This window comes from Microbacterium ulmi (assembly GCF_011759705.1).
Lineage (GTDB): Bacteria > Actinomycetota > Actinomycetes > Actinomycetales > Microbacteriaceae > Microbacterium > Microbacterium ulmi.
Map to the genome: position 1 here is coordinate 1,153,385 of NZ_JAAOZF010000001.1, position 25,468 is coordinate 1,178,852.

The following is a 25,468-nucleotide window of genomic DNA, read 5'->3' on the forward strand; positions in this document are numbered from 1 at the left end:
CGCGCGCCGGGGGTCAGGCCCCGCGCGACCCCGCGTCGGTCGCGCCGACGTCGGTGCGGTGGAAGTTCAGGAACGAGCGGGATGCCGTGGGCCCCCGCTGGCCCTGATACCGGTTGCCGTACGGACCGGAGCCGTAGGGCGACTCGGTCGGCGAGGACAGCCGGAAGAAGCAGAGCTGGCCGATCTTCATCCCGGGCCACAGCTTGATCGGCAGCGTCGCGACGTTCGAGAGCTCGAGCGTCACGTGCCCGGAGAAGCCCGGGTCGATGAACCCGGCCGTCGAGTGGGTGAGCAGCCCGAGCCGGCCCAGCGACGACTTGCCCTCCAGCCGGGCCGCGACGTCGTCGGGGAGCGTGACCTGCTCGAACGTCGAGCCGAGGGCGAACTCGCCGGGGTGGAGGATGAACGGCCCGTCGGGCGCGACCTCGATGAGACGCGTCAGATCGGGCTGGTCCTCGGCCGGGTCGATGAACGGGTACTTGTGGTTGTCGAACAGCCGGAAGTAGCGGTCGAGGCGCACGTCGACGCTCGAGGGCTGCACCATGGTCGGATCCCACGGTTCGAGGCCGATGCGCCCGGCCGTGATCTCGAGACGGAGGTCGCGGTCCGAGAGCAGCATCCGGCCAGCCTACCGGCGCGGGCGCGGGCGACGCGCGTCACTCGGCTCGCGTCGCGGTCTCGGCTGAAGCGTTCATCGGCGCAGGCATCAGCGCAGGCGCAGGCATCGCCCCAGGCGCAGGCGTCGCCGCAGGCACCACCCCAGGCGCAGGCGCAGGCGCAGGCTTCGCCCCAGGCGCAGGCGCGGCGGCGAGGGCGCGCGCCACGGGCGGGAGGGGTGCGTCGTCGAGGAACGCGTCTCGGATGATGCGGCGCGGGTCGTACTTGCGAGGATCGAGCTGCTGCCAGTCGACGTCGTCGAACTCGGGGCCGAGCTCTTCCTTGACCCGCGTCGTCGTCGCCTTCGCGATGTCGCGCGCCCGCCGGATGAGCTTCGTCATCGCCTGCGCGGCCGCAGGCAGGCGCTCGGGACCGAGGACGAGTCCCACGATGACGGCGATGACGACGACCTTCTCGAACGTGAGCCCGAGGAACATGTCAGACCTCCTCGGCGGGGAGCCGGATGCCGTCGGCGGCGAGCTCGCGCCGCCGCGCCTTCGCGCGCCGGCGGTCGATGACGAGCGCGGTCGCGGCCGCGGCGAGGTAGAGGGCGACGAGCACCCCGGCCAGCAGCAGCATCGAGACGATGTCTGCGGCCGGCGTCGCGAGGGCCGCGAACGTCGCGGCGACGACGACAGCCACACGCCAGCCGTGGAGGATGGCCTTCGCGCTGACGACTCCGAGGACGTTCAGCAGCACGAGCAGCACAGGCAGCACGAAGGCGACGCCGACGGCGATGATGAGCTTGAGCACGAAGTCGTAGTACCGCGAGGACTGGAAGAACTGCGCGGCGCCCTCCGGGACGAACGACGACATGAGCGCGATCGCGTGCGGCGCGATGAGCCAGCCCGTCACGCAGCCCGCGAAGAACAGCGGGACCGCGACGAGGACGAACACGAGGGTGCGGCGCGTCTCGCGGCGGGTGAGCGCCGGGAGGACGAACAGGAGCGCCTGCGAGATCCAGACGGGCGCAGCGGCGATGAGTCCGACCGTGAGCGCGATCCGCATCCGCAGGTCGAACGCCGCCGTCACCGAGTCGAAGTTCAGCGCCGCGAGATCGGCTCCGCGCTCGTCCGCGATGAGCCGGATGGGCTCCGTCAGCAGCCGGATGACCGGATCGGTGAGGATGAACGCGACGACGGCGGCGATCGCGACGGCCGCGAGCGACACGTACAGGCGACGACGCAGCTCCGCGAGGTGATTGCGCACGGGCATCGCCCTCCGGCCGCGACGGCCCCGATCGCGGGGCACGCCGTCGAGCGGGCGCACCCCGTCGGTCATCGTCGCCATGGCCTACCTCGCGGCGAGGTCGGACGCGCCGAGGCCCCGGACCGCGGCCGCGTCGCTGTCCGCCGAGGGGGAGCCGGCCTCCGCGTCGGCGCCCGCGGGTGAGGTCTCCGCGGTCTTCATCGCCTTCATCTCGCCCTTGAAGATCCGCGCCGACTGCCCGACGCTGCGCGCCAGGCCGGGGAGCTTCGCGGCGCCGAAGAGCAGCAGGACGAGGGCGAGCAGGATGATCAGATGCCATCCGGTCATGTTTCCCAGCACAGCGACATCTCCTTCGTTGTCGGTGAACCCGCCGTGTGCATCGGTGCGCTCGGCGGTTGTCGAGCACGTTACAAGCTCGCGGGGGGCGAATCAAGTGAATCCGATCGAATCTGCGCAATGAATCGCGACGCCCTCGGAAGCCGTTCCGCGAAAACATGCGAGAAGTTGGGGATTGACGAGACTTGGATTCGTTGTACATACTCCTAATACGATCCGATCGGAATCAAATCTGACCGAGCAAAGGAGCTCCGATGACACAGCAGATCGACCGCCGCCTCTTCCTGAAGGCGTCGGGTGCCACCGTGCTTGGGGCGAGCCTGTTCGCACTCGCCGCGTGCGCGCCCGGCGGCAGCGCCGCGGCCCCGACGACGGGACCCCGACGCGTCCGCGCGGCTTGGTGGGGTGGAGACGTGCGCCACGCGAAGTTCAACGGTATCTACGACCTGTACCAGAAGGGTCACGACGACGTCACGATCGAGCGAGAGTTCGCCGACTGGGCCGCGTACTGGGAGCGCCTCCCCACTCAGTTCGCGGGCGGCAACGCGCCCGACATCTTCCACGTGACCGAGCGCCAGATCGCCGACTACGCCAGCCGCGGCCAGGTCGCCGACCTCGAGGCGCTCGCGTCGAGCGGCGCGCTCGACCTCAGCAAGTTCTCCCAGGCATCCCTCGATGCAGGTCGCTACAAGGACCAGCTCATCATGCTGCTCGTGGGCGCCACGATTCCCGCGACGATGTTCAACCAGACCGTCTTCGATCAGGTCGGCGTCGACACGCCCGCGAACGACTGGACCTGGGACGAGTTCGTGTCGGCGAGCGAGAAGTTCAAGGCCGCGGGGCTCGTGGGCTCGACCTACCAGGCGATCGCGTCGCCCGTGTTCGACACGTTCCTCGCGCAGAACGGCAAGAGCCTGTTCGCACCCGACGCGTCGCCCGAGCTCAACTTCGACGCGAAGGATGCCGAGGAGTGGTTCCAGCTGTGGAAGGACCTGCAGGATGCCGGCCTCTGCCAGTCCGCCGAGTCCGCCTCCGAGGAGCAGGGCGCGCCGTTCGAGGACACGATCTTCGCGAAGGGGCAGGCCGCCATCCACGTGCAGAACTCGAACCAGCTCGTGACGTTCCAGTCCGCCATCGGCGACCAGTACACGCTGGGCCTGTCCGCGTTCCCGCAGATCGGCAAGAAGCCGGCATCCCTCGTCATCGGCAGCTACGTGTGCGTCAACGAGAAGTCGAGCCAGAAGGAGGAGTCGGCCCGCATCATCGACTTCTTCGTCAACGACCCGGAGGCCAACAAGATCTTCGGTCTCGAGCTGGGCACCCCGGGCAACTCGAACTGGGTGGACGCGGTCTCCAGCGAGGTCACGGGCGCAGACAAGCTGGTCCTCGACTTCGCAGGAGCCGTCGAGAACCAGTCCGTCTTCGCCGCGATCCGCCCGACGGGTGCGTCGCGCGCCGAGACGCTCATGGTCGAGCTCGGCCTCGCCGTCGCCTTCGGCCAGCAGAGCCCCAAGGATGCCGGAACGCGCCTCGTGGACGAGCTGAGCTCCGTCATCTCGTAGCGTCATGCTCGACACCCCGACGACGGGTGCGCCGGACGCCGCCGTGCGCGGCATCCCCGTTCCGGTGCACTCGTCCTCCACCCCGGAAGGCTCCACCACCATGGCAACCATCGCGACGAGCGATAGCGTGCGCCCCCGCAAGCGGAAGGCGACGTACGCCGCCCGCGAGGCCCGAGCCGCGTGGATCATGCTCACGCCGTGGCTGATCGGACTGGCCCTCATCACGGCCATCCCGATGATCGCGTCGCTGGTGATCTCGTTCACCGACTACTCCCTGCTCGCGGCTCCCGACTGGGTCGGGCTCGACAACTACACGCGGCTGCTCGACGACCCGCGGTTCATGGCGGCGCTGTGGGTGACGTTCCGGTACGTCTTCATCTCCGTGCCGCTGCAGCTCGCGTTCGCGCTCGGGCTCGCGCTGCTGCTCAATCGCGGCCTGCGCGGCCTGCGGTTCTACCGCAGCGCGTTCTACCTGCCGTCGCTCCTGGGCGCGAGCGTCACGATCGCGATCCTCTGGCGCCAGGTGTTCGGGTCGGACGGCATCTTCAACCAGTTCCTGGCGCTGTTCGGCATCCAGGGCGTGAGCTGGATCGGCAATCCCGACTGGGCGCTGTCGACGCTCATCGTGCTGAACGTCTGGACGTTCGGCTCGCCCATGGTGATCTTCCTCGCTGGGCTGCGGCAGATCCCCAAGGAGTACTACGAGGCGGCGTCGGTCGACGGAGCGGGCAAGGTGCGCCAGTTCTTCCACATCACGCTTCCGCTGCTCACGCCCGTCGTGTTCTTCAACGTGATCCTGCAGTTCATCCATGCCTTCCAGGCGTTCACGCCCTCGTACATCGTCAGCGGCGGCACGGGCGGGCCGGTGGACTCGACGCTCTTCTACACGCTGTACCTCTACCAGCGCGGCTTCACGCAGTTCGAGATGGGGTACGCGTCGGCCATGGCATGGGTGCTGCTGCTGATCATCGGCGTCTTCACGGCCGCGAACTTCATCGGCGCACGGTTCTGGGTGTTCTACGGAGATGAGAAGTGATGACCGAGACCCGGACCCTCGTCCAGCCCAAGCTCAAGCGCCGCCGCTGGGAGGACCCCGACGCCGCCGCGGGCAACAGCTTCGCGGGCGCGAAGGCGGGCCGCTTCCGCCGCCTCACGAAGCACCTGCTGCTCATCGCGGTGTCGCTCATCATGCTCTACCCCGTGCTGTGGATGCTGTCGAGCTCGTTCAAGGAGCCCGGCGAGATCTTCACGAACCAGAGCCTCATCCCGCAGACGTGGACCGTCGACAACTACGTGAAGGGCTGGAACGCGCTGCAGTACCCGTTCGGCCAGTTCTTCCTCAACTCGACGATCGTCGCGGTCGCGGCCGTCGTCGGCAACCTCTTCTCGTGCTCGCTCGCGGCGTTCGCGATCGCGCGGCTGCGGTTCAAGGGCAGCAGGGTCGTGCTCGGCATCGTGCTCGTGTCGATCATGCTCCCGTACCACGTCGTCGTCGTGCCGCAGTACATCATGTTCTCGTCGCTGGGCTGGGTGAACACGTTCTGGCCGCTCATCCTCCCGAAGTTCCTCGCGACCGACGCGTTCTTCATCTTCCTCATGGTGCAGTTCATCCGGGCGCTGCCGCGCGACCTCGACGAGGCGGCGCGCCTGGACGGCTGCGGGCCGTTCGGCATCTACTTCCGCATCATCCTGCCGCTGACGACCCCCGCGCTTGCGACCACCGCGATCTTCACGTTCATCTGGTCGTGGAACGACTTCTTCACGCCCCTGATCTACCTGACCGATCCGGTGATGCAGACGCTGCCGGTCGCGCTGCGCAGCTTCCTCGACTCGACGGGCCTCTCGTCGTACGGACCGCTGTTCGCGATGTCGATCCTCGCGCTCGGGCCCATCGTCGGGTTCTTCATCGTCGCGCAGCGCTACCTCATCGACGGCATCGCGACGACGGGGGCGAAGGGATGACGGCGAGCGTCGCGGCCGTGCGCGTCGACGCGCCGGCCGACCTCAGCTATGCGATCGACCCGTCGCACTTCCGCTGGCGCGGAGACCGCGTCATCACGGAGTCGCTCGAGGACGGCGCGCCCTTCACGACGACGCGGTTCGCGCAGTCGGCGCACGCCTTCACCCACGCCGATGCCCCCGACCACGTCGTCGCGGGCGGGGGCGACCTCGCCGGCATCCCCGTGCGCACGTGGACGGGGATCGCGACGGTCCTCGACCTGACGTCGGCGCCCGACGCGTCTCCCATCACGGCGGAGCATCTTCAGGATGCCGCGTCCCGCGCGGGCCTCGGCGGCGACGCAGAGGGCGGCATCCTCCTCGTCCGCACGGACTGGGACACCCGCCGCGACATCCGCGAGCCGGCGTACTGGGCCGATGCGCCCTGGATCGATGCCGGCGCGGCGGCGTGGCTGCGCGCGCAGGCGCCGAGCGCCGTCGGCTTCGACTTCCCGCAGGACGAGCCGATCCGCCGCGCCGTCGCGGGCGAGCACGTCGACCCGCGCGAGTTCGTGACGCATCACGAGCTGCTCGCCAACGGCATCGGCCTCGTCGAGTACCTGCGCGGCCTGTCCGGCATCCCGACCCGCGTGCTGCTGTGCGCCGCGCCCATCCGGCTGCAGGACTCCGACGGCGGGCCCGCCCGCGTCGTCGCCTTCCCCCTCTTGACCGATCACCCCATCGCAACCCCGGAAAGCTGAGGAACCCCATCGTGATCTCTCTCCACGAAGGACGCACGAGCGAGAGCCTGAACGGCGAATGGCAGTACGCGCTCGACGCCGCCGACGACGGACTCGCGAAGGGATGGTCGGCCGCGACGTTCGACGCGGCCGACTGGAGGACGCTTGCCCTCCCGACGAACTGGTACAAGACCGAGATCGGCGACTTCTTCGGGACCGTCTGGTTCCGTCGCACCTTCACGGTGCCTGCGTCCTTCGACGGCCAGCGCGTGTTCGTCCGCTTCGGCGCCGTCGACTACTACGCGGACGTATGGGTCAACGGGCACTTCCTCGGCTCTCACGAGGGCATGTTCAACCCGTTCGAGTTCGACGTGACCGACCTCGTCGACCGCGAGGGCGAGAACGTCGTCGTGCTGCGCGACGGCGCGCCGCGCGACGAGACCGAGTACATCCAGGCCGTGTTCTCCGACAACCCGCTGTCGGACGACTACCAGCGCCACCAGGCCAAGGCGATCTCGCAGATCAAGGGCCACATGATCGATGCGATGCACCGCCCCGGCTCCATGACGAAGTTCCGCCAGGACGGCACGTCGGGCGGCCCGTGGGGCAGGGTCGACCTCATCGCGCGGCCGCATGTGTACGTCGACTACGTCAAGCTCTTCACGCGGATCGGGATCAAGAAGGACTGGCTCGGCGACCAGCTCGACAAGCCCGACGGGACGGCGCTCGTCTCGGCCGACGTCACGATCGTCAACACGACGGGACGCACCGTCACGACGGACGCGACGCTCACGGCGACCCCGAAGACGTTCGAGGGCTCCTCCGCCGTCTCCGCGCCGCGTCGGCTCACACTGCAGCCCGGATCGAACACCGTCAAGCTCGTCGTCACGATCTCCGACGCGCACCTGTGGTGGACGTGGGACCACGGCAGCCCCGATCTCTACACCGCGACCGTCGCCGTCGGCGACGACGCGCTCGATGTGACGTTCGGCGTCAAGGAGGTCAGGCAGGACGAGCCCACGGGGCACTGGTACCTCAACGGCAAGCGCGTCTTCCTGCGCGGCATGCGCTACATCACGTCGCAGTGGCTCAGCGAGGGCACCGAGCAGCTGTGGGACGACGACCTGCACAAGATGCTCGACATGCAGATCAACTCGATCCGCATCGGCAGCCACGTCGAGCCCGACCGCTTCTACGCGAAGTGTGACGAGCTGGGGTTCCTCGTGTGGCAGGTCTTCCCGCTGCACTACTGCGTGAGCGACTCGGACGACTTCGTCGAGCGCGCCGCCGACATGATCCGCGACATGGGCCAGATGCTCGTCAACCACGCGTCGCTGGGCATGTGGAGCGTGTTCAAGGAGCCGGAGATCTACCTCCTGCCCGACAAGCCGAACAACTACTTCCGGCTCTGCCAGATCCTCAAGGAGACGCTCGCGACGGTCGACCCGACGCAGTGGATCCACCTCGGCGACTACCGCGAGGGCGCGCAGAACCTCATGATCGGCGGCGTGCAGCCCGGCGACATACACCTCGACGAGAAGGTCATCGAGCCGCAGATCGTCGAGTTCGGCGCGGCATCCATCCCGGTCCTCGAGACGCTCAAGACGTTCATCCCCGAAGACAAGCTGTGGCCGCCGCACTGGGACACGTGGGAGTACCACGGGCTGTTCTACGACCTCGCGTTCGACTTCGCCAAGATCGAGCTCGGCGACTCGCTCGAGGAGTTCATCGACAACTACCAGTCGTACGAGGCCCTCGTCGTCAAGGAGCAGATCGAGTTCTTCCGGCAGCGCAAGTACGAGCCGGTCGCGTCGATGTACCTGTACTACTGGAGCGACTCGTGCCCCATCATCGGGTCGGGGCTGCTGGACTACTACCGCCGGCCGTACAAGGTCTACGACTGGATGAAGGCGGTCTACACGCGCGTGCTCGTGAGCCTCGAGCGCGACGTCACGCCGTACGTCATCGGCCGCGAGAAGGTGTACCGGCCGGGCACGAGCTTCGTCGCGAAGCTGTGGGTCACGAACGATCTCGAGCACGACCTCCAGGACGCCGCCGTGTCGTGGGCGATCAGGAGCTCGGGCGGCGAGGTCGTCGCCTCGAACGCGCTGACCGGCACGATCGCGGCCGACTCCGTCAAGCGCGCCGACCACGTCGTGTGGGCGATCCCCGCGGACGCGCCGCTGGGCGAGTACCGCGTCGAGCTGTCGGCGAGGGATGCCGAGGGCACGCTGCTCTCGGACAACTTCCTCGACTTCGTGGTGCGCTGACATGAGCGGGGTCTCGACCGTCGTCATCACCGGCTCCGGCAGCGGGATCGGACAGGCGACAGCGGCCAGGTACCTCGAGGAGGGCGCCGCCGTGTACGGCTTCGACCGCGCCGAGGCGCAGCCGCATCCGCTCCCGGGCGGACCGGGAGCGTGGGTGCCCGTGCGGGTGGACGTGTCGGACCCCGCGGGGATCGCGGAGGCGTTCGAGACGGTCGAGGCCGATCGCGGCGGTGTGGACGTGCTCGTCACGAGCGCCGCGGTCGGCTTCCCCGAGCCCTTCGCCGACATGACGGTCGCGTCGTGGGACCGCGTCTTCGGCATCAACGTCACGGGCACGATGCTGAGCATCAAGGCCGTGCTTCCGGGGATGGTCGCGCGCGGGTCTGGGTCCGTCGTGGTCGTGTCGTCGATCGCGGGCCGCACCAGGAGCGTCGCGAACGGGGCGCACTACACCGTGACGAAGTACGGTCTCATCGGGCTCACGCGGCATCTCGCCGCGGAACTGGCCGGCTCCGGCGTCCGCATCAACTGCGTGGCGCCGGGGCCCACCAACTCGCCGATCCTCACAGCGGCGACGCCGCAGGACGAGATCGACGCGATCATCGCGAGGACGCCGCTGCGGCGCATAGCGGAGCCGGAGGATGTCGCGAACGTCATCGCGTTCGTCGCCGACGACCGGCGCGCACGCCAGCTGCACGGCGCCGTGCTCGACGTGAACGGGGGGCTGTACTGATGGCCGACGCACGAGGCGTCTACGTCACGGGAGCCGCCGGCGGGCTCGGGCTCGGCATCGCCCGGCGCTTCCTCGCCGAGGGCGACGTCGTCACGGGGTCCGACCTGCGCGCCCCCGAGGCGCTCGCGGGGCGATTCCTGCCGCTCGAGCTCGACTTCGCATCGGATGCCGCGCACCGCGCCGCCGTCGAGCGGGCGCGCGAGCATGCCGGCGGCAGGCTCGACGTCGTCGTGACGCACGCCTTCGTCGGCTCGCCGACGCCGTTCTCGCAGCTCACGCTCGAGGAGTGGGACCGGCTGATCGGCATCAACCTGCGCGGAGCGATGCTGACGATCCACAGCGCGCTGCCCCACCTCCGCCCCGGGTCGAGCATCGTCATCACGTCCTCGATCGCGGGCCGCCGGTACAGCAGCGTCATGGGACCGCACTACACGGTCGCGCGGTACGGGCTCATCGGGCTCGGACGCCACCTCGCGACGGAGCTCGCGGGAACCGGCATCCGCGTCAACGTCGTGTGCCCGGGGCCTCCCGACTCGCCGCAGATGCGGGAGGTCGTCTCGGAGGAGCGGCTCGCGCAGATCGCGGCGAGCATCCCGACGCGGCGCCTCACCGAGCCGGCGGACCTCGCCGAGACCGTGTTCTTCCTCGCGAGCGACGAGGCGCGACACGTGCACGGCGCGGTGTTCGACGTCAACGGCGGGCTCGCCTGATGTCGGGACTCGCGTCGGGCGCCGCGGCCGACGGAGCGGCGACGGTCCGCCCGCCCATCGGCGAGGAGATCTACGGCGAGCTGCTCTCCCGCATCCTCAGCTCGCAGATCGAGCCGGGGGGCCGGATCACGATCGACGTGCTCTCCCGCGAGCTCGGCATCTCGCAGACGCCCATCCGTGAGGCGCTGCACCGCCTGCATGCCGACGGCGTCGTCGTGCGCACGCACCTCGCAGGCTACCGCGTCGCCCCGCGCATCACGGAGGACCAGTTCGAGTCCCTCGTGGAGATCCGCCTGCTCCTGGAGCCGGCGGCCGCCCGGCATGCTGCGGAGCGGATGCCGACCGGCGAGCTCGCCGAGCTGCGCGACGCAGCGGCGGCCATGCGCCCCGAGATGCTCGCGCGCGTGGACCGCGGCTACGCCGTCTTCTCCCAGCGCGACGCCGATTTCCACGACGCCGTCGCGCGCGGGGGCGGCAACGGATACATCCGCGACTCGCTCTCGCGCCTGCACTCGCACATCCACCTGTTCCGGCTGTCGGAGACGCTCGAGCTGACCTCGCGCGCCATCGGCGAGCACACCGACATCGTCGACGCGATCGCGCGTCGCGACCCGGACGGCGCCGCCTACGCGATGCGCCATCACATCGAGCAGTCGGCGACGCGCTTCCGCGCGGCGTTCCGCTGAGGAGACCCGTATGACGAAGCAGGAGCCGTTGCGGATCGGGTTCGTCGGCGGGGGCGGGATCGCCCATCGCCACGCCGATGCGCTCGCGCGCACGGGGTCGGCCGTCGTGACCGACGTCGTCGACCTCGACGAGTCCCGGGTGCGGTGGCTCACGTCGGAGGGGGCGAGCTTCCGGCGCCGGCCCGAGGAGCTCGTGGGCGCCGTCGACGCCGTGTACGTCCTGACGCCCCCGCGCGTGCGGCGCGACACGATCGCCGTGCTGGCCGGGGCCGGCATCCCGATCTTCAGCGAGAAGCCGCTCGCGGCGACCCTCGAGGACGCTGCCGCGATCGCCGAGGTCGTGCGGGAGAGCCCCGTGCCGTTCATGACGGGGTTCATGCGGCGGTGGCACACGCCCAACCGCGTGTTCCGCGACCTCGTGCGCTCGGGCGCGATCGGCGAGCCCGTGCAGTTCTTCCGCCAGCGGATAGGGCGCCTCGACGTGCCCGCGGGCGACTGGCGCACGACCCCGGCGCAGCTGTGCGGCGTGACCGTCGAATCGGCGTCGCACGACATCGACCTGCTGCGCTGGATCGGAGGCGACATCGTCGCCGCGACGGGGCACGTCGACGAGACGCGACCCGATCTTCCCGGCTTCGACGAGACGATGGGCGCGACGCTGCGGTTCGCGAGCGGCGCATCGGCGGTGCTGCAGGTGTCGTGGCAGAGCCGCGTCGAGCGCAACGTCCTCGGCGTCATCGGCACGCTCGGCACGGCCGTGCTGGAAGGCTCGGGCCTGTGGACGAGCTCGACGCTCACCGTCGCGACGGCCGACGGCACGACGACGCGCGCCTTCTCCCCCGACGAGGCCGACGAGGACGGATACGGCGGTCAGGCCGAGGGATTCGTGCGTCTCGTGCGTGGCGAGCAGGTCGACCACGCGGATGCCGAGGACGGCCTGGCCACCGTCGAGATCTCGACGCGCATCCTGCGGTCCAGTGCGGTCTGAGCCGGCCGCAGCCTGAGCCGGCCGCAGCCTGAGCCGGCCGCAGTCTGAGCCGGCCGCGGTCGGCCTACTCGCCCCTGAAGACGGGCGCGCGCTTCGCGAGGAACGCCTCGACGCCTTCGGCGAAGTCGCGGCTCGCGTACACGCCGGCGAAGACGTCGTCGCGCTCGATGTCGCCGAGGGCGGCATCCACTCTCCGCCACAGCCGGCGGAACGAGGCGAGCGTGAGGGGGGCGCACGCGCGGATCGCGTCGAGGATGCCGGCGAGGCGCTCCTCGAGCGCGGCAGGCCCGGCGACGTCGGTGACGAACCCCGCACGCAGCGCCTCTTCGGCCGAGAACAGACGAGCAGTGAAGAGCATCTCGGCGGCTGCTCGGCGGCCGAACGTCTCCGACAGGCGCGCGATCGACGTCGGAGACAGCGTGTTGCCGATCGTGCGCGCGATGGGCGAGCCGAACCGCGAGGACGGTGTGCACAGCACAATGTCGCTGAGCGCCGCGAAGACGATCCCCCCACCGACGCATGCGCCGTCGACGACCGACACGACAGGCACGTCGAGCCCGACGAGAGCGCTCTGCACGCGCCGCATGTGCGCCTCGTAGGCGACGCCCTCCTCGCCCGTCGTGATCGTGCGCAGGTGGCCGATGTCTGTGCCCCCCGCGAACGCGCCGTCTGCGCCGCGCAGGACGAGGGCCCGGATGCCGGGATCCTGCGCGACCGAGCCGAACAGCTCTTCGAGCCGCCCGTACATCTCGATCGTGATGGCGTTGCGGCGCACCGGGTTCGAGAGCGTGATCGTCGCGACGCCGTCGTCGACGGCGAAGCCGACGGATCCGCTCACGGGGTCTTCACCCCGAGGACCTCCTCCTGGTGCTCGCCGAGGAGCGGAGGATGCCGCCGCACGGCGGCGGGGGTCCCTGCGAGCTTGACGGGGAACCCGAGCGTGCGCACCTCTCCCTCGACGGGGTGCGGGATCGACAGGACCATCTCCCGGTGGCGCGTGTGGGGGTCGGCGAGCACCTCGTCGTACGCGAGGATCGGCCCGCACGGCACTCCGCCGGCGAGGAGCCGCTCGACCCAGTAGTCCGTGCCGTGCGCCGCGAGGAGCCCCTCGATCGTGTCGGCGAGGAGCTTCTTGTTCGCCATGCGCAGCGGGTTCGTCGCGAAGCGCTCGTCGTGCTCGAGCTCGGGGGCGCCGATCGCGGCGCAGAGGAATCCCCACAGGCGCTGGTTGTTGGCGCCGATCGTCATCCAGCCGTCCTTCGTGCGGAACGCCTGGTAGGGCGCCGACATGCGGTGCGACGAGCCCGTGCGCGCAGGCACGTGGCCGCTTGACCAGTACTCCGTCGCCTCCCATGCCGTGAGGCTCAGCGCCGCCTCGAAGAGCGACGTCTCGAGCCGCTGCCCCTCGCCCGTGCGGAGCTTGTGCACGTACGCGGCGAGGATGCCGTACGCGCAGTACAGGCCCGAGCCCATGTCGCCCACAGGCACACCCGCCTTGGCGGGAGGCGCGTCGGGGTGGCCCGTCACGCCCATGACTCCCGACATGCCCTGGGCGATGAGGTCGTAGCCGGGGCGGTCGGAGTACGGACCGGAGTGCCCGAAGCCGGAGATGCTCGCGTAGATGATCGCGGGATTGAGCTTCTTGACCGACTCGTAGTCGATGCCGAGCCGCTCCGTGACGCCCGGCCGGAAGTTCTCTACGACGACGTCGGCCTCGACGACGAGCCGCCGGAAGTCGGCGAGGCCCTCGTCCGAGCGCAGATCGAGCACGATCGAGCGCTTGTTGCGGTTGAGCGCGAAGAACGCGGGTCCGTCGTCGCCCTTGCCCGAGCGTCCCCACGAGTGACGCGTCTGGTCGCCGCCGCCGGGGGGCTCGACCTTGATGACGTCGGCGCCGAAGTCGGCCAGGAGCATCGTGCAGAAGGGGCCGGCCATGACCTGTGTCAGGTCGACGACCTTCATGCCGTGCAGTGCGGTGGGATCGTTCGCGGGGACGTTCATCGGTGATCGCTCTCTCGGTCGTTTCGGCGGCTCAGGGGTTCACCAGGTCGTCGCGACGTACTTGGTCTCGAGGTACTCGTGCAGCCCTTCCGTCGAGCCCTCGCGGCCGAGCCCGCTCTCCTTCACGCCGCCGAACGGGGCGGCGGGGTCGGAGACGAGGCCCCGGTTGAGCGCGACCATGCCGGCCTGCAGGCGTCCGGCGAGGGCGAGCCCACGCGCGAGGTCTCCCGTGTAGAGGTACGAGACGAGCCCGTGGATCGTGTCGTTCGCGACCTCGATCGCGTCGTCGGCCGATGAGAACCGCACGATCGGCGCGACCGGGCCGAAGACCTCCTCGCGCAGGATGCGCGCGTCCGCGGGCACGTCGACGAGCACCGTCGGCGCATAGAAGAAGCCGGGGCCGTCGACGGGCGCCCCGCCCGTCAGGACGCGCGCGCCGCGGGCGACGGCATCCTCGACGAGCTCGTGCACCTTGTCGCGCGCCTCCGCGTTGATGAGGGGCCCGACCTCGATCTCGGGGCGGATGCCGTCGCCCACCCGCTGCGCCGACATGCGCTCGGCGAGGGCTGCCGCGAAGGCGTCGTGGAGGTCGTCGTGCACGTAGAAGCGGTTCGCGGCGGTGCACGCCTGCCCGGCGTTGCGCATCTTCGCGACGAGCGCCCCGTCGAGGGCCGCGTCGAGGTCGGCGTCGTCGAGCACGACGAAGGGCGCGTTGCCGCCGAGCTCCATCGCGGTGCGCAGCACGCGGCGCGATGCGCGCTCGAGCAGGTGACGGCCCACCTCGGTCGAGCCCGTGAACGACAGCATCCTCACATCCTCGTCCTCGAGGAGCCGATCGACGAGGCGTCCGGCGCGCGTCGTCGGCAGCACCGTGAGGACTCCGTCGGGCAGCCCCGCCTCCGCGAGGATCCCGGCGATCGCGATCGCCGTGAGGGGCGTCTCCGCCGCGGGCTTGAGGATCGCCGTGCAGCCGACCGCGAGCGCGGGTGCGATCTTGCGGGTCGCCATGGCTGCGGGGAAGTTCCACGGCGTCACGAGGACGCACACGCCGACCGGCTCGTGCGTCACGAGCACCTTGTTGCTCCCCGACGGGCTGTCGAACAGCTCGCCCCGCACCCGCACGGCCTGCTCCGCGTACCAGCGGAAGTACTCCGCCGCGTACGCCACCTCCGCGAGGGCGTCGGGACGAGCCTTGCCGTTCTCGCGCGTGATGAGCGTCGCGAGCTCGTCGCGGCGCTCGATCATGAGCGAGAAGGCGCGCAGAAGGATGCCGCTGCGCTCGCGCTGCGGCAGTGCCGCCCAGGATGCCGAGGCTGCGCGGGCCGCGTCGAGGGCCCGCTCCGCGTCTTCGGGCGTGCTGTCGGGCACGGTCGCGACGACGCTGCCGTCTGCGGGGTTGACGACGGGGAAGGTCGCCGTCGTGATCGTGGTGTCGGGCACGAGGGTCGTGCTCATCGGGCGTCTCCCGTCGTCGTGGGGGTCAGGTGCCGGAGCGATCCCGCGTAGGCGGACTCGAGGATCGCGAGGGCCGCGTCCTCCGAGAGCGGCACGGGGTTGTTCTCGACGAGTCGTCGTGCGCGCAGCCCCTCCGCCGCCGCCCACGCGAGCCGCTCGCGGGGGAATCCGATCTCGGCGAGCGACCCGGGGATGCCGATGCCGCGGAGGAGCTCCTGCACGAGGTGCGGAGCGCGGGCGGCGAGCTCGTCCTGATCGGCGGCGTCGGCGCCGAGCGCCGTCGCGATCCGCGCGAACTCCGGCATCCGCGCCGGGAGGTTGTGGGCCATCACGTGCGGCAGGAGCAGGCCGACGCCGATGCCGTGCGACGTGTGGGTCGCGGCCCCGATGGGGTACTGCAGCGCGTGCGCGGCCGCCGTCCCGGCCGTGCCGAACGCGAGTCCCGCGAGGGTCGCGCCGTACATCGTGCGCGAGCGGGCGTCGAGGTCGCCGGGGTCGCGCCACGCGCGGGGAAGGCCCGCGGCGAGGCTGCGGATGGCCTCGAGCGCGAGCGAGTCGGTGAACGGTCCCGCGCCCATGAAGACGCGGTCCGCGTCGGCGCCGTCGGCGGCGGTGTGCTTGCGCGCCGTGAGCGCCTCGATCGCGTGGCAGAGGGCGTCCGCCCCGGATGCCGCCGTCACGCCGGGCGGGCATGTCAGCGTCAGCTCGGGGTCGCAGATCGCGATGCGGGGGATGAGATACGGGCTGGAGATTCCGACCTTCACCTGCCGGGTCTCGTCGGTGACGACCGCGACGGGAGTCACCTCCGACCCGGTCCCGGCGGTCGTCGGGACCGCGATGATGGGCGCGACGGGACCCGGGACGCGGCGCTCGCCGTAGTAGTCCGAGACTCGGCCGCCATGCGCCGTGAGCACGGCGCAGGTCTTGGCCATGTCGATGCTGCTGCCGCCTCCGACGGCGATGAGCACGTCGGCGCCGAACGCACGCGCGGCGTCGGCGCACGCGGCGATTCCGCGCGTGGGCAGCTCGGGGACGACGTCGGAGTAGACGGCGGACTCGACCCCCGCGGCGGCGAGCGCGTCGACGAGCTGCGCGAGCTCGGGGCTCGTCGCGAGGAAGGGGTCGACCACGATGAGGGCACGCCGGCCCAGCTCTGCCGTCATGGGCGCGATGGCGGCGCGACGTCCTGCCCCGAACACGATCTCGAGGGGAGAGCGCAACACTGCGTACATCTCGACCATCCTGACAAATCCGATACGATTTCTTGTGGAGTCGACGGTACCCAGCGTTGCGGGCGGATGTCAACTCACAGCGCCGCATCCCATCCCTCCTGGATCGGTCCGCGTCTGTCTGGCTAGGGATTGCCGCGCGTGTGGCAGGTATCCACAACGTGCGGCGATCGGTTGTGCTGGCGTGCGGACGTCGTGCACACTGGGAGTGAGAGATCATCCGATCCGATCTGATAGCTGAGCGTGACCGCGGAAGGAACGGCGGCGATGTCGATGCCTGTGCACGTGGCCGACGCTCGCACGCCCATGGGTGCGGAGATCTACGAGGCCCTCCTCTCGCGCATCCTCGTATCGGACCTCGGGCCGGGCGACCGGCTCACGATCGACGCCCTCGCGCGCGAGTTCGGCGTCTCGCAGACGCCCGTTCGCGAAGCGCTGCACCGTCTCGACGCGGAGGGCATCGTCGTGCGCAACCACCTCGCGGGCTACCGCGTCGGCCCCACCCTCACGCGCGACGAGTTCGAAGACCTCGTCGAGGTGCGGCTGCTCCTCGAGCCGGCGGCCGCGCGGCGCGGCGCGGAGCGCATGTCGCCCGAGGGCGTCCGCGAGCTCGTCACCCTCGCCGACGAGATGAGCCGGCTCGATCGCGAGCGCGAGGAGTCCCCCGACCGGTACGCGCGGTACTCCGTCGCCGACGGCCGCTTCCACGACACGGTCGCCGCGGGAAGCGGCAACGACTACCTGCGCAGTTCGCTCGCGCGACTGCATCCGCACGTCCACCTCTTCCGCCTCTCGCGCAGCGCGCTCGTCACGGCGGACGCCATCGCCGAGCATCAGGCGATCATCGACGCGATCGCGTCCCGTGATCCGGATGCCGCCGCCTACGCGATGCGCGTGCACATCGAGACGTCGGCCCGGCGTTTCCGTTCGAGCTTCCCGAAGGAGAGCACGTGACCGTCACGAGTCCCGCCGTCCAGTCGAACTGGGCGGGCAACGTCGTCTACCAGGCGCAGCGCGTCGCCGCGCCGGCATCCGTCGAGGAGCTCGCCGACCTCGTGCGCGGAGCCGACGCGATCAAGGCGCTCGGCGCACGCCACTGCTTCAACACGATCGCCGACACCGACGGCATCCACGTGTCGACCCGCGCCCTGCCGTCGGAGATCGAGATCGACGCGGAGCGCGCGGTCGTGCGGACCGGCAGCGGCATCCGCTACGGCGACCTCGCCTCCGAGCTGCACGGGCGGGGATGGGCGCTTGCGAACCTCGCGTCGCTGCCCCACATCTCGATCGCGGGCGCGATCGCGACGGGCACGCACGGGTCGGGCGATCGGGTCGGATCCCTCGCGTCGGCCGTGACGGGTCTCGAGCTCGTGACCGCCGACGGAGACCTCGTGACCGTCCGGCGCGGCGAGGCCGGGTTCGAGGGCCATGTCGTCTCGCTCGGGGCGCTCGGCATCGTGACGGCGGTCGAGCTCGACATCCTCCCGACGTTCGAGGTCGCCCAGACGGTCTACGAGGACCTGCCGCTCGATGCCGTGCTCGCCGACCTCGACGCCGTGACCTCGCTCGCCTACAGCACGTCGATGTTCACGACGTGGCAGGACCCGGACGTCGTCGACCAGCTGTGGCTCAAGCGGCGTGCCGACGCCCCGGGCGCGGCCCCTGCCGACGTCCTCGGCGCACGCCCCGCCACCGAGAAGCGGCATCCGCTCCGCGGCGTCTCGGCCGAGTTCTGCACCGACCAGCTCGGCGAGCCCGGGCCGTGGCTCGCGCGTCTTCCGCACTTCAAGCTCGAGTTCACGCCGTCCAACGGCGAAGAGCTGCAGTCGGAGTACCTCGTGCCGCGCCGCCACGCCGTCGAGGCGATCACGGCGATCCGATCGATCGCTGCAGAGATCGCGCCCCTCGTGCAGGTGTGCGAGCTGCGCACGATCGCGGGCGACGGGCTCTGGCTCTCGGCCGCGTTCGAGACGGACGCCCTCGGCATCCACTTCACGTGGGTCAAGGACCAGCCCGCCGTCGAGGCCCTGCTGCCGACGATCGAGGCGGCGCTCGAGCCGTTCGCCGCGCGGCCGCACTGGGGCAAGCTCTTCGACGCGCGGGGCGCGCGCGAGCGGATGCCGCGGCTGTACCCCCTCTGGGGCGAGTTCGCGACGCTGCGCGAACGGCTCGATCCGCGCGGCGTCTTCCGTAACGGCTTCCTGGCATCGCTCGGCCTCTGACCGTCCGCGCGCCGGCTCGGCGTGGGACCCGCCGTCTCGGCGTGGGCCCGCCGGCTCGGAGTGGGCCCGCCGGCTCGGGGTGGGCCCGCCGCCGGCCGAGCGAGTCCGACTTGGGCTCGGAGTCCGAGGCACCGAGCACTCGTCGCATATGATGGCTGTGGCACGCGAGCTCCTCATGTGCCACCCGGCCGCGGCGGGATCGCAGATCCCAGCAGTTCCAAGGCCTCGGGGCTGTAGTTCAATGGCAGAACTTCTGCTTCCCAAGCAGACAGCGCGGGTTCGATTCCCGTCAGCCCCTCCAAAGCTCCGACGTGCGGCCGAAGGCCGTACGGCGGAGCTTTCGTGCGGTTGCCGTCGGAACCGACTCGCCCCGGGCGGGCCCCACCGCCCAGAGGCTCCGCGCAGCGCGCAGCGATGCGGGGAGAGGGCGGAGGGACGATTCCCGTCAGCCCCTCCAAAGCTCCGACGTGCGGCCGAAGGCCGTGCGGCGGAGCTTTCGTGCGGTTGCCGTCGGAACCGACCCGCTCCGGGCGGGCCCCACCGCCCGGAGGCTCCGCGCAGCGCGCAGCGATGCGGGGAGAGGGCGGAGGGACGATTCCCGTCAGCCCCTCCAAATGGTGAAGGCTCCCGCTCGCGGGGGCCTTCACCATTTCGCGTGGCTGCCGTCGGAACCGACTCGCTTCGGGCGGGCCCCACCGCCCAGAGGCTCCGCGCAGAAGATCGAGCACCGCGCGCGGGGGCCGCGGCATCCGTCACCCGATCGGCTCGGCGGCCTCCCGGGCGCCGCGCGACGATGCGAGCACCGCGCCGACGCTCGCCGCGATCACGAGCGCGATGCCGACGACCTCGAGCCATGCGAGGTGCTGCTGGAGGAGCACGAGACCGGCGAGCGCGGCCGTCGCGGGCGCGAGGCTCATGAGGATCGCGAAGACCGCCGCAGGAAGCCGGCGGAGGGCGATGAGCTCGAGCGCGTACGGGATCGTCGACGACAGGACGGCGACCGCAGCCCCCTGGGCGACGAGGTCGAGCCGCAGGAGGGCGGCGCCGGCATCCGCTATCCCGAAGGGGAGGGAGAGGAGCGCCCCGACCGTCATGGCGAGCGCGAGCCCGTCGAGCTTGGGGAACTCGCGACCGACGCGTGCCGAGGCGAGGATGTAGAACGCCCAGCTCGCCGCCGCCCCGAGCGCGAAGACCACGCCGAGCGCGTCGAGGCGGTCCCACCCCCCTCCGCCGAGAGCGGCGACGCCCGCCAGCGCGAGCAGCGCCCACAGCCAGGCCGTCGCCTTCTTCGCGACGACGATCGAGAGCACGAGCGGGCCCAGCACCTCGATCGTGACGGTGACGCCGAGCGGCAGCCGGACCAGCGCGAGATAGAAGAGCCCGTTCATGAGTGCGAGCACGGCCCCGAACGCGAGGACGGCGCGCCATCCCGCGCGCGAGTGCCCCCGCAGCGACGGACGCGCGATCAGCATCAGGACGACCGCCGAGAAGACGAGCCTCAGCATGACCATGCCGAGCGGTCCCACGCGGGGGAAGAGCGTGACGGCGAGCGAGGCGCCGATCTCCTGACAGGCCAGACCCGCGACGACGAGCAGGATGGCGGGCGCGCTCGCCCGGCGGGTGGTCATCCGGCTACGGTAGCGGGCAGATGGCCCCGCCCGTGATGGCGTCGTGGTTCTGCGCCGCCGTCCACGGCAGCCCCGCCTCCGGCGCCTTCTGCCCCGACGCCGGGGCGGCCTTCGACGCGATCGAGGCGAGCTCCCATGCAAGAGACGTCACGATTCCCGGGCCTGACGCGGAGTTGTTCAGCACGACCGCGACGGTGAGACCCGACTTCGGATCGGCGAACGCCGCCGTCGCATAGCCCGGCGTGGTGCCCGCCTGCCCCACGAGGGATCCGGCCTGGATCACGCCGCCCGCCGTCGTGTACCACGTGGGTGCTCCCGCGTAGACGGGGAGCGGGACCGCGTACCGGTCGTCGGCTGGCGTGAGCGATTGCGCGGCGAGCGCCTGGACGTAGCGTCCGAGGTCGTCGATGTCGGTGACGACGCCGGCATCCGTGAATCCGAAGCCCGCCGACATCGCGGTCACATCGAGCGGGTCAGTGCAGTTCATCGCGCCCTCGGCACCGGGCATGCCCAGGTGTCCTGCGAGAATGTGCGGGACGCGGGCCGCAGGATTCGTCGGAAGTCTCGTGTGCTCGAGGGACAGGGGCGTGAACACGTTCTCGTCGAGCAGCTCGGACGCCGTCTGCCCCGTCGCCTTCTCGAGCGCGAGCCCGAGCAGGACGTAGCCCGCGTCCGAGTCGCGCAGCGCGGCGCCGGGTTCCGCCGTCCGGGCCTGCCCGAGCCCGTAGCTCGCGAGCTCGCGGGGGTTCCATACCCGGTCGGGCACGGACAGCCACGAGCTCATGAGCTGACCGGAATACGATCCGATGCCCGACGTGCTGTCGCACAGTTCGCGAAGCGTGACGTCCTTGACGTCGGACACCCCCGAGACGTGGTCGGCGACGCTGTCGTCGAGGTCGACGACGCCCTTGTCCGCCAGGACGTAGAGAGCGTCGCACGTCATGGCGCGGCTCACAGGGCCCGCCCGGAACGGCATGTCCGCCGTGACGACAGAACCTCCGCCGATCCTCTGCGTGCCCAGTCCTGTGACCCACTGTCCGCTCCACGGCGCCCACACGCCGACGATGGCTCCGGATGCCCCGGCCGCCGCCATCGCGTGGGTCACGGCATCCTGCAGCGCTGCGACCATGTCTGCGGGCAGCTTCGCATCGACCTGCGCGGGCAGGTCGACGTCGATCTGGGGTGCGGCTGAACAGGACGCGAGTCCGAGGACGAGGGCGAGCACCCCGGCGATCGCCGCGACGACGCGACTTCTCTGGGTCTTCGCCCGCATTCCCACCCCCCGATGATTGTGCATTGCATTCAAACACACGCGGCTGAGAGCCGGCGCGTCGATCCTTAGGCTGGGGATATGACGCATCGATTCGACGACGCCGCCCTCGCAGGAGTGCTCCGACACATGAACGGCGATCACTCAGACGACAATCTGCTGATCGTGCGCGCGTTCGCACCCGAGTCCGGGGCGGTCGCCGCGACCATGACGGGATTCGACGGCGACGGCGGCGACTGGGTCGCGCAGCGAGCCGACGGCTCATCGCAGCCGCTGCGCGTGTCGTGGCCGGGCGGACCCATCGCGGAGCGCCCGGAGGTGCGCCGCGAGATCGTCGCGCTCTACGACGAAGCCTGCCGCCGGCTCGGCGTCACGCCGCGCGCGCACGCCTGACACGGCGGACGACCGCGGAGTTTTCCTTCTGGTTACCTGAAGCTATTTAGGTTCGGCTTACCTGAAGGTATGCTGTCCGCATGTCCGAGGTGATCTCCTTCTCCGCCGCTCTGCGCGAGCGCTCCAGCACCGCACACTCGTCGAGCGAGCACGCCGGCTTCATGGCCGACCTCATGAAGGGCGAAGGCTCGCGCGCCGACTACATCGCCCTCGTGGCACAGCACTGGTTCATCTACGAAGCGCTCGAGTCGGCGGCCGAGCGCATGCGCCGCGATCCGATCGCGTCGGTCTTCATCAGCGACAAGCTGACGCGGCTGCCGGCGCTCGAGGCCGACCTCGAGTTCCTCATCGGACCCGACTGGCGCGAGCGCATCGCGCCCCTGCCGACGACCCGGCGCTACGTCGACCGGATCGACCAGGTCGCCGCCACCTGGGCGGGCGGCTTCGTCGCGCACCACTACACGCGCTACCTCGGCGACCTCTCCGGCGGCCAGTTCATCGGACGGCTCATGGCCAGGCGCTTCGGGTTCGAGACCAACGGCATCGGGTTCTACCTGTTCGCAGACATCGCCGACCCGAAGGCGTTCAAGGACGTCTACCGCGAGCAGCTCGACGCAGCGCCGTGGGACGCCGCCGAGCAGGAGCGGGTCATCGACGAGGTGCTCGTGGCGTACCGCTTCAACACCGAGCTGTTCGACGACCTCGCCCACGCGAAGGCGACGCAGGTCGCCTGACCCCGGCGGGCTCGGCCCGCACGACGGCCGTGCAGAACTCCACGGTTTTGTCAGGCGACCGGGCCTGAGGCGACTCCACGGCCGGTTCGGGCTCGGATCCGTGGAGTTCTGCAGGAGGTCAGGATGCCGCGGCCCGCGCCGCCGTCATCCACCGGGCGACGTCGGGATCCACGCGGATGTCGGCCGGGCGCAGCGGACGGCTCAGATACAGGCCGTCGAGCGAGGTCAGCCGCGACAGCGCGACGTACGTCTGCCCCGGCGCGAAGGCGCCGGAGCCGAGGTCGATGATCGCGCGGTCGTAGGTCTTGCCCTGCGATTTGTGGATCGTGACGGCCCATGCGAGCCGCAGCGGGAACTGCGTGAACTCGGCGACGATGTCGCGGGAGAGCGACTTGGACCGGGGGTCGTACGCATACCGGAACCTCTCCCAGACCGCCGGCTCGACGTCGAACTCGTGGCCTTCGACGTCGACGCGCACGGTGCCGCCCGCGATGCGGGTCACCGTGCCGATCGTGCCGTTGACCCAGCGCGGCGGCTCGCCCTGCGAGTCCCGGTCGTTGCGCAGGAACATGACCTGCGCGCCGACCTTGAGCTGCAGCTCGACGTCGGCGGGGTAGGCGTCGCCGCGGCCGAAGTCCCCGCTGATCTCGGCGACGGCCGTCTGCGACTGTCCGGGCAGCGCGTCGAGGTGCCGCCGGTTGATCGCGTTGACGATGTCGTTGCGGGTGGCGAGGGTGATGATCGGCACCTCGCCGTCGGCGGGCTCCGGCGGCCGCCGCGCGCCTGTGTCGTTGAGCACCCGCGCGATGTCGGCGGTGACGTGTCCGTGCCGGACCGCGTTGAGCATCGCCTTGAACGCAGGATCGGCCTGACGGTGGATCTCGACGAGCTCGCGGATGTGCAGGTGCGCGCCGAAAGGGCCGAGGTCGGCGAACCCCTCGAGGGACGCGGCATCCCCGATCGCGGACTGCGAGCCCGTCCACACCTTCGCGTCGAAGAACCAGAACGAGCGGTAGTGATCTCGGATGTACCGCAGCTCGTCGCCGCGCGGCGGCACCGGCGCGAGCTGGTACGGGTCGCCGAACATCACGATCTGCACGCCGCCGAACGGCTCGGCACGGCGCCCGCGGGCCTGCCGCAGCGAGCGGTCGATCGCGTCCATGAGGTCGGCGTTGACCATCGAGATCTCGTCGATGACGAGCGTGTCGATCGCGTTCATGATCTTGCGCGCGGGATCGGACTGCTCGAGCTCGCTGTCGGCGATGAGACCGATCGGCAGGCGGAAGAGCGAATGGATCGTCTGGCCCTCGACGTTGAGCGCCGCGACCCCCGTCGGTGCGCACACCGCGATCGACTTCGAGGTGTTCCAGGCGAGATGCTGCAGCAGCGTCGACTTGCCCGTGCCCGCGCGCCCCGTCACGAACACGTGCTCGCGCGTGTCCTCGATGAGCCGGAAGAGCGCCTCCTGCTCGGCGGAAAGGGGCGGCGTGCTCACTGCATCATGGTAGTCACGGATGCCGCGCCCCGCCGTCTCACATCGTTACGCGTGGACCGCGGCCCGACGGGTCGCGGTTCCTAGACTGGACCTGTGGACCCAGGGCCCGTCGAGACGACGCAGGATGCCGTGTCCGAGGTCGCGGAGCCTGTCGCGGCCCCGGCCGCGGCATCCCGATCCCGCGCGCGCCTGGGCGTCGACCTCGGACTGCTCGCCCTCGTCGGGGTGCTGCTGGTCGCGGCGCTCGGGGCGGGGGCCGCCGTCGTCTACCACGACTTCTACAGTCCGCGCGCGTTCGTGCTGCGCTACCTCGACCTGCTCTCCGAGCGGCACGCCGCCGATGCGCTCGGCGTCGCGGGCGTCACGGTCGACTCGGCGGAGCTCGAGGCCGCGGGGCTGCCGGGAACGTCGTCGGCGGCGCTGCTGCGCCGAGACGCCCTCGCCCCGCTGACCGACGTCGAGGTCGTCTCGGAAGAGCCGCTCGGCGACACGACCCGCATCACCGTCAGCTACCGGGCGGGATCCGTGCCGGGGACCACGACGTTCTCGGTCGAGCGGGCGGGCACGATCGGCGTCGCCCCGACGTGGCGCTTCGCGACGAGCCCGCTCGCCGTGATCGACCTGACGGTGCGCGGATCCATGTCGTTCGACGTGAACGGCTTCACCGTCGACAAGCGGCAGGTCTCGCCCGACGGCGCCGACGCCGACCCGCTCGCATCGGTGCCGCTGCTCGTGTTCTCTCCCGGCATCTACTCCGTGTCGGTCGACACGCAGATCGCCGCCACCCCCGGTGTCGCCGTCCTCTCCGACAGCCCCCTCACGCAGACCCCCGTCATCGTGCAGGCGACGGCGACCGACGAGTTCGTCTCGCTCGTGCAGAACAGCGTCGACGAGTTCCTCACGTCGTGCGCGACGCAGGATGTGCTCCAGCCGACGGGATGCCCGTTCGGCTACCTCGTGCAGGACCGCATCGTCTCGCCGCCGACGTGGTCGATCGTGCAGCAGCCGGCCGTCAGGCTCGAGCCCGACGGCGCGGGCTGGAGCATGCCGCCCACCGACGCGACGGCGCACATCGAGGTCGACATCCGATCGCTGTTCGACGGATCCGTCCGTCACGTCCGCGAGGACGTCCCGTTCATCGTGACCGCCCAGATCTCGGTGCTCCCCGACGGCAAGGTGAACATCGCCGTGTCAGGACCCGACACGCGGTAG

At 70.6% G+C, this 25,468-nt stretch carries 25 protein-coding genes and 1 tRNA gene; 15 read left to right on the forward strand and 11 right to left on the reverse strand.

Annotated features, from left to right (window positions below; genetic code table 11):
* Positions 1 to 13 precede the first annotated feature (13 nt).
* Genes dcd through FHS08_RS05520 form a run of 4 tightly spaced genes read right to left on the reverse strand, consistent with a single transcriptional unit; the run spans position 14 to position 2,205 of the window.
* A complete protein-coding gene (gene dcd, locus FHS08_RS05505) occupies positions 14 to 619 on the reverse strand; it encodes a dCTP deaminase (RefSeq protein ID WP_167036392.1) in 606 nt (201 codons plus the stop codon).
* 37 nt (positions 620 to 656) lie between these two features.
* Positions 657 to 1,094 carry a twin-arginine translocase TatA/TatE family subunit gene (locus FHS08_RS05510; protein WP_208382214.1) on the reverse strand — a complete coding sequence of 146 codons (438 nt, stop codon included), beginning with the start codon at positions 1,092 to 1,094 and terminating at the stop codon, positions 657 to 659.
* A gap of 1 nt (position 1,095) precedes the next feature.
* Entirely contained in the window at positions 1,096 to 1,947 is an 852-nt protein-coding gene (gene tatC, locus FHS08_RS05515; RefSeq protein WP_341800319.1) for a twin-arginine translocase subunit TatC, read from the reverse strand.
* Between the two features lie 3 nt (positions 1,948 to 1,950).
* On the reverse strand, positions 1,951 to 2,205 hold the full coding sequence (locus FHS08_RS05520; RefSeq protein WP_167036396.1) for a twin-arginine translocase TatA/TatE family subunit: 255 nt from the start codon (positions 2,203 to 2,205) through the stop codon (positions 1,951 to 1,953).
* Positions 2,206 to 2,456: 251 nt separating this feature from the next.
* Here FHS08_RS05520 and FHS08_RS05525 point away from each other — a divergent pair, with 251 nt between their 5' ends.
* The 9 genes from FHS08_RS05525 to FHS08_RS05565 all read left to right on the forward strand — a co-directional run bounded on the left by FHS08_RS05525 (position 2,457) and on the right by FHS08_RS05565 (position 11,829).
* Entirely contained in the window at positions 2,457 to 3,764 is a 1,308-nt protein-coding gene (locus tag FHS08_RS05525) for an ABC transporter substrate-binding protein (RefSeq protein WP_167036399.1), read from the forward strand.
* Positions 3,765 to 3,864: 100 nt separating this feature from the next.
* Complete coding sequence (locus tag FHS08_RS05530) at positions 3,865 to 4,800, forward strand: carbohydrate ABC transporter permease (protein WP_167039655.1); 936 nt, start codon at positions 3,865 to 3,867, stop codon at positions 4,798 to 4,800.
* Positions 4,800 to 5,726, forward strand: coding sequence for a carbohydrate ABC transporter permease (locus tag FHS08_RS05535; RefSeq protein ID WP_167036402.1), 927 nt, complete (start codon positions 4,800 to 4,802; stop codon positions 5,724 to 5,726). Before FHS08_RS05530 ends, FHS08_RS05535 begins: the two co-directional genes overlap by 1 nt.
* On the forward strand, positions 5,723 to 6,463 hold the full coding sequence (locus tag FHS08_RS05540; protein WP_167036405.1) for a cyclase family protein: 741 nt from the start codon (positions 5,723 to 5,725) through the stop codon (positions 6,461 to 6,463). The genes FHS08_RS05535 and FHS08_RS05540 overlap by 4 nt, the downstream gene beginning before the upstream one ends.
* A gap of 11 nt (positions 6,464 to 6,474) precedes the next feature.
* Positions 6,475 to 8,712, forward strand: coding sequence for a glycoside hydrolase family 2 protein (locus tag FHS08_RS05545; RefSeq protein WP_341800320.1), 2,238 nt, complete (start codon positions 6,475 to 6,477; stop codon positions 8,710 to 8,712).
* A gap of 1 nt (position 8,713) precedes the next feature.
* Positions 8,714 to 9,445: an SDR family NAD(P)-dependent oxidoreductase gene (locus FHS08_RS05550; protein ID WP_167036412.1), complete on the forward strand. Its 732-nt coding sequence runs from the start codon at positions 8,714 to 8,716 to the stop codon at positions 9,443 to 9,445.
* Positions 9,445 to 10,155 carry an SDR family NAD(P)-dependent oxidoreductase gene (locus tag FHS08_RS05555; protein WP_167036415.1) on the forward strand — a complete coding sequence of 237 codons (711 nt, stop codon included), beginning with the start codon at positions 9,445 to 9,447 and terminating at the stop codon, positions 10,153 to 10,155. The genes FHS08_RS05550 and FHS08_RS05555 overlap by 1 nt, the downstream gene beginning before the upstream one ends.
* Positions 10,155 to 10,841, forward strand: coding sequence for a GntR family transcriptional regulator (locus FHS08_RS05560; RefSeq protein ID WP_167036418.1), 687 nt, complete (start codon positions 10,155 to 10,157; stop codon positions 10,839 to 10,841). Before FHS08_RS05555 ends, FHS08_RS05560 begins: the two co-directional genes overlap by 1 nt.
* A 10-nt stretch (positions 10,842 to 10,851) precedes the next feature.
* Positions 10,852 to 11,829, forward strand: a complete 978-nt coding sequence (locus FHS08_RS05565) for a Gfo/Idh/MocA family protein (RefSeq protein ID WP_167036421.1) — start codon at positions 10,852 to 10,854, stop codon at positions 11,827 to 11,829.
* Positions 11,830 to 11,893: 64 nt separating this feature from the next.
* Here FHS08_RS05565 and FHS08_RS05570 read toward each other — a convergent pair whose 3' ends face one another.
* From FHS08_RS05570 to FHS08_RS05585, 4 genes are read right to left on the reverse strand one after another with little or no spacing between them, the layout of a single operon-like run.
* Positions 11,894 to 12,667, reverse strand: a complete 774-nt coding sequence (locus FHS08_RS05570) for an enoyl-CoA hydratase-related protein (protein ID WP_167036424.1) — start codon at positions 12,665 to 12,667, stop codon at positions 11,894 to 11,896.
* Positions 12,664 to 13,830, reverse strand: coding sequence for a CaiB/BaiF CoA transferase family protein (locus FHS08_RS05575; RefSeq protein ID WP_243847230.1), 1,167 nt, complete (start codon positions 13,828 to 13,830; stop codon positions 12,664 to 12,666). Before FHS08_RS05575 ends, FHS08_RS05570 begins: the two co-directional genes overlap by 4 nt.
* A gap of 39 nt (positions 13,831 to 13,869) precedes the next feature.
* Entirely contained in the window at positions 13,870 to 15,285 is a 1,416-nt protein-coding gene (locus FHS08_RS05580) for an NAD-dependent succinate-semialdehyde dehydrogenase (protein WP_167036427.1), read from the reverse strand.
* A complete protein-coding gene (locus FHS08_RS05585) occupies positions 15,282 to 16,517 on the reverse strand; it encodes an iron-containing alcohol dehydrogenase (protein WP_208382215.1) in 1,236 nt (411 codons plus the stop codon). Before FHS08_RS05585 ends, FHS08_RS05580 begins: the two co-directional genes overlap by 4 nt.
* A gap of 264 nt (positions 16,518 to 16,781) precedes the next feature.
* Here FHS08_RS05585 and FHS08_RS05590 point away from each other — a divergent pair, with 264 nt between their 5' ends.
* The 3 genes from FHS08_RS05590 to FHS08_RS05600 all read left to right on the forward strand — a co-directional run bounded on the left by FHS08_RS05590 (position 16,782) and on the right by FHS08_RS05600 (position 19,037).
* The gene (locus tag FHS08_RS05590; protein WP_167036433.1) at positions 16,782 to 17,468 is read left to right on the forward strand and encodes a GntR family transcriptional regulator; all 687 of its coding nucleotides are present in this window, start codon (positions 16,782 to 16,784) and stop codon (positions 17,466 to 17,468) included.
* Positions 17,465 to 18,736 carry an FAD-binding protein gene (locus FHS08_RS05595; protein WP_167036436.1) on the forward strand — a complete coding sequence of 424 codons (1,272 nt, stop codon included), beginning with the start codon at positions 17,465 to 17,467 and terminating at the stop codon, positions 18,734 to 18,736. Before FHS08_RS05590 ends, FHS08_RS05595 begins: the two co-directional genes overlap by 4 nt.
* 227 nt (positions 18,737 to 18,963) lie before the next feature.
* Positions 18,964 to 19,037, forward strand: a tRNA-Gly gene (locus FHS08_RS05600).
* Between the two features lie 451 nt (positions 19,038 to 19,488).
* On the opposite strand, the gene FHS08_RS05605 is transcribed toward FHS08_RS05600, so the two are convergent.
* Both FHS08_RS05605 and FHS08_RS05610 read right to left on the reverse strand, forming a co-directional pair.
* Positions 19,489 to 20,364: an EamA family transporter gene (locus FHS08_RS05605; RefSeq protein ID WP_167036440.1), complete on the reverse strand. Its 876-nt coding sequence runs from the start codon at positions 20,362 to 20,364 to the stop codon at positions 19,489 to 19,491.
* Between the two features lie 4 nt (positions 20,365 to 20,368).
* Positions 20,369 to 21,637, reverse strand: a complete 1,269-nt coding sequence (locus tag FHS08_RS05610) for a serine hydrolase domain-containing protein (protein WP_167036443.1) — start codon at positions 21,635 to 21,637, stop codon at positions 20,369 to 20,371.
* Between the two features lie 78 nt (positions 21,638 to 21,715).
* On the opposite strand from FHS08_RS05610, the gene FHS08_RS05615 reads away from it, so the two are divergent.
* Both FHS08_RS05615 and FHS08_RS05620 read left to right on the forward strand, forming a co-directional pair.
* Positions 21,716 to 22,027 (forward strand): DUF2470 domain-containing protein, encoded by a 312-nt coding sequence (locus tag FHS08_RS05615; RefSeq protein WP_167036446.1) that lies wholly within the window; start codon positions 21,716 to 21,718, stop codon positions 22,025 to 22,027.
* Positions 22,028 to 22,107: 80 nt separating this feature from the next.
* Positions 22,108 to 22,761: a biliverdin-producing heme oxygenase gene (locus FHS08_RS05620; RefSeq protein WP_167036449.1), complete on the forward strand. Its 654-nt coding sequence runs from the start codon at positions 22,108 to 22,110 to the stop codon at positions 22,759 to 22,761.
* 118 nt (positions 22,762 to 22,879) lie between these two features.
* Here the strand turns inward: FHS08_RS05620 and FHS08_RS05625 are convergent, their stop codons facing one another.
* Positions 22,880 to 24,256: an AAA family ATPase gene (locus tag FHS08_RS05625; RefSeq protein ID WP_167036453.1), complete on the reverse strand. Its 1,377-nt coding sequence runs from the start codon at positions 24,254 to 24,256 to the stop codon at positions 22,880 to 22,882.
* A 93-nt stretch (positions 24,257 to 24,349) separates the two neighbouring features.
* Between FHS08_RS05625 and FHS08_RS05630 the strand changes: the two genes are divergently transcribed.
* Positions 24,350 to 25,468 (forward strand): hypothetical protein, encoded by a 1,119-nt coding sequence (locus tag FHS08_RS05630; RefSeq protein ID WP_341800322.1) that lies wholly within the window; start codon positions 24,350 to 24,352, stop codon positions 25,466 to 25,468.

What these genes read in the sequence shown, in the direction of transcription:
- FHS08_RS05530 (WP_167039655.1), top strand. Translation starts at nt 3,865, where the DNA reads ATGGCAACCATCGCGACGAGCGATAGCGTGCGCCCCCGCAAGCGGAAG.
- FHS08_RS05525 (WP_167036399.1), top strand. Translation starts at nt 2,457, where the DNA reads ATGACACAGCAGATCGACCGCCGCCTCTTCCTGAAGGCGTCGGGTGCC.
- FHS08_RS05585 (WP_208382215.1), bottom strand. Translation starts at nt 16,517, where the DNA reads ATGTACGCAGTGTTGCGCTCTCCCCTCGAGATCGTGTTCGGGGCAGGA.
- FHS08_RS05575 (WP_243847230.1), bottom strand. Translation starts at nt 13,830, where the DNA reads ATGAACGTCCCCGCGAACGATCCCACCGCACTGCACGGCATGAAGGTC.
- FHS08_RS05560 (WP_167036418.1), top strand. Translation starts at nt 10,155, where the DNA reads ATGTCGGGACTCGCGTCGGGCGCCGCGGCCGACGGAGCGGCGACGGTC.
- FHS08_RS05615 (WP_167036446.1), top strand. Translation starts at nt 21,716, where the DNA reads ATGACGCATCGATTCGACGACGCCGCCCTCGCAGGAGTGCTCCGACAC.
- FHS08_RS05535 (WP_167036402.1), top strand. Translation starts at nt 4,800, where the DNA reads ATGACCGAGACCCGGACCCTCGTCCAGCCCAAGCTCAAGCGCCGCCGC.
- FHS08_RS05565 (WP_167036421.1), top strand. Translation starts at nt 10,852, where the DNA reads ATGACGAAGCAGGAGCCGTTGCGGATCGGGTTCGTCGGCGGGGGCGGG.
- FHS08_RS05550 (WP_167036412.1), top strand. Translation starts at nt 8,714, where the DNA reads ATGAGCGGGGTCTCGACCGTCGTCATCACCGGCTCCGGCAGCGGGATC.
- FHS08_RS05555 (WP_167036415.1), top strand. Translation starts at nt 9,445, where the DNA reads ATGGCCGACGCACGAGGCGTCTACGTCACGGGAGCCGCCGGCGGGCTC.
- FHS08_RS05605 (WP_167036440.1), bottom strand. Translation starts at nt 20,364, where the DNA reads ATGACCACCCGCCGGGCGAGCGCGCCCGCCATCCTGCTCGTCGTCGCG.
- FHS08_RS05610 (WP_167036443.1), bottom strand. Translation starts at nt 21,637, where the DNA reads ATGCGGGCGAAGACCCAGAGAAGTCGCGTCGTCGCGGCGATCGCCGGG.
- tatC (WP_341800319.1), bottom strand. Translation starts at nt 1,947, where the DNA reads ATGGCGACGATGACCGACGGGGTGCGCCCGCTCGACGGCGTGCCCCGC.
- FHS08_RS05580 (WP_167036427.1), bottom strand. Translation starts at nt 15,285, where the DNA reads ATGAGCACGACCCTCGTGCCCGACACCACGATCACGACGGCGACCTTC.
- dcd (WP_167036392.1), bottom strand. Translation starts at nt 619, where the DNA reads ATGCTGCTCTCGGACCGCGACCTCCGTCTCGAGATCACGGCCGGGCGC.
- FHS08_RS05590 (WP_167036433.1), top strand. Translation starts at nt 16,782, where the DNA reads ATGTCGATGCCTGTGCACGTGGCCGACGCTCGCACGCCCATGGGTGCG.
- FHS08_RS05620 (WP_167036449.1), top strand. Translation starts at nt 22,108, where the DNA reads ATGTCCGAGGTGATCTCCTTCTCCGCCGCTCTGCGCGAGCGCTCCAGC.
- FHS08_RS05540 (WP_167036405.1), top strand. Translation starts at nt 5,723, where the DNA reads ATGACGGCGAGCGTCGCGGCCGTGCGCGTCGACGCGCCGGCCGACCTC.
- FHS08_RS05510 (WP_208382214.1), bottom strand. Translation starts at nt 1,094, where the DNA reads ATGTTCCTCGGGCTCACGTTCGAGAAGGTCGTCGTCATCGCCGTCATC.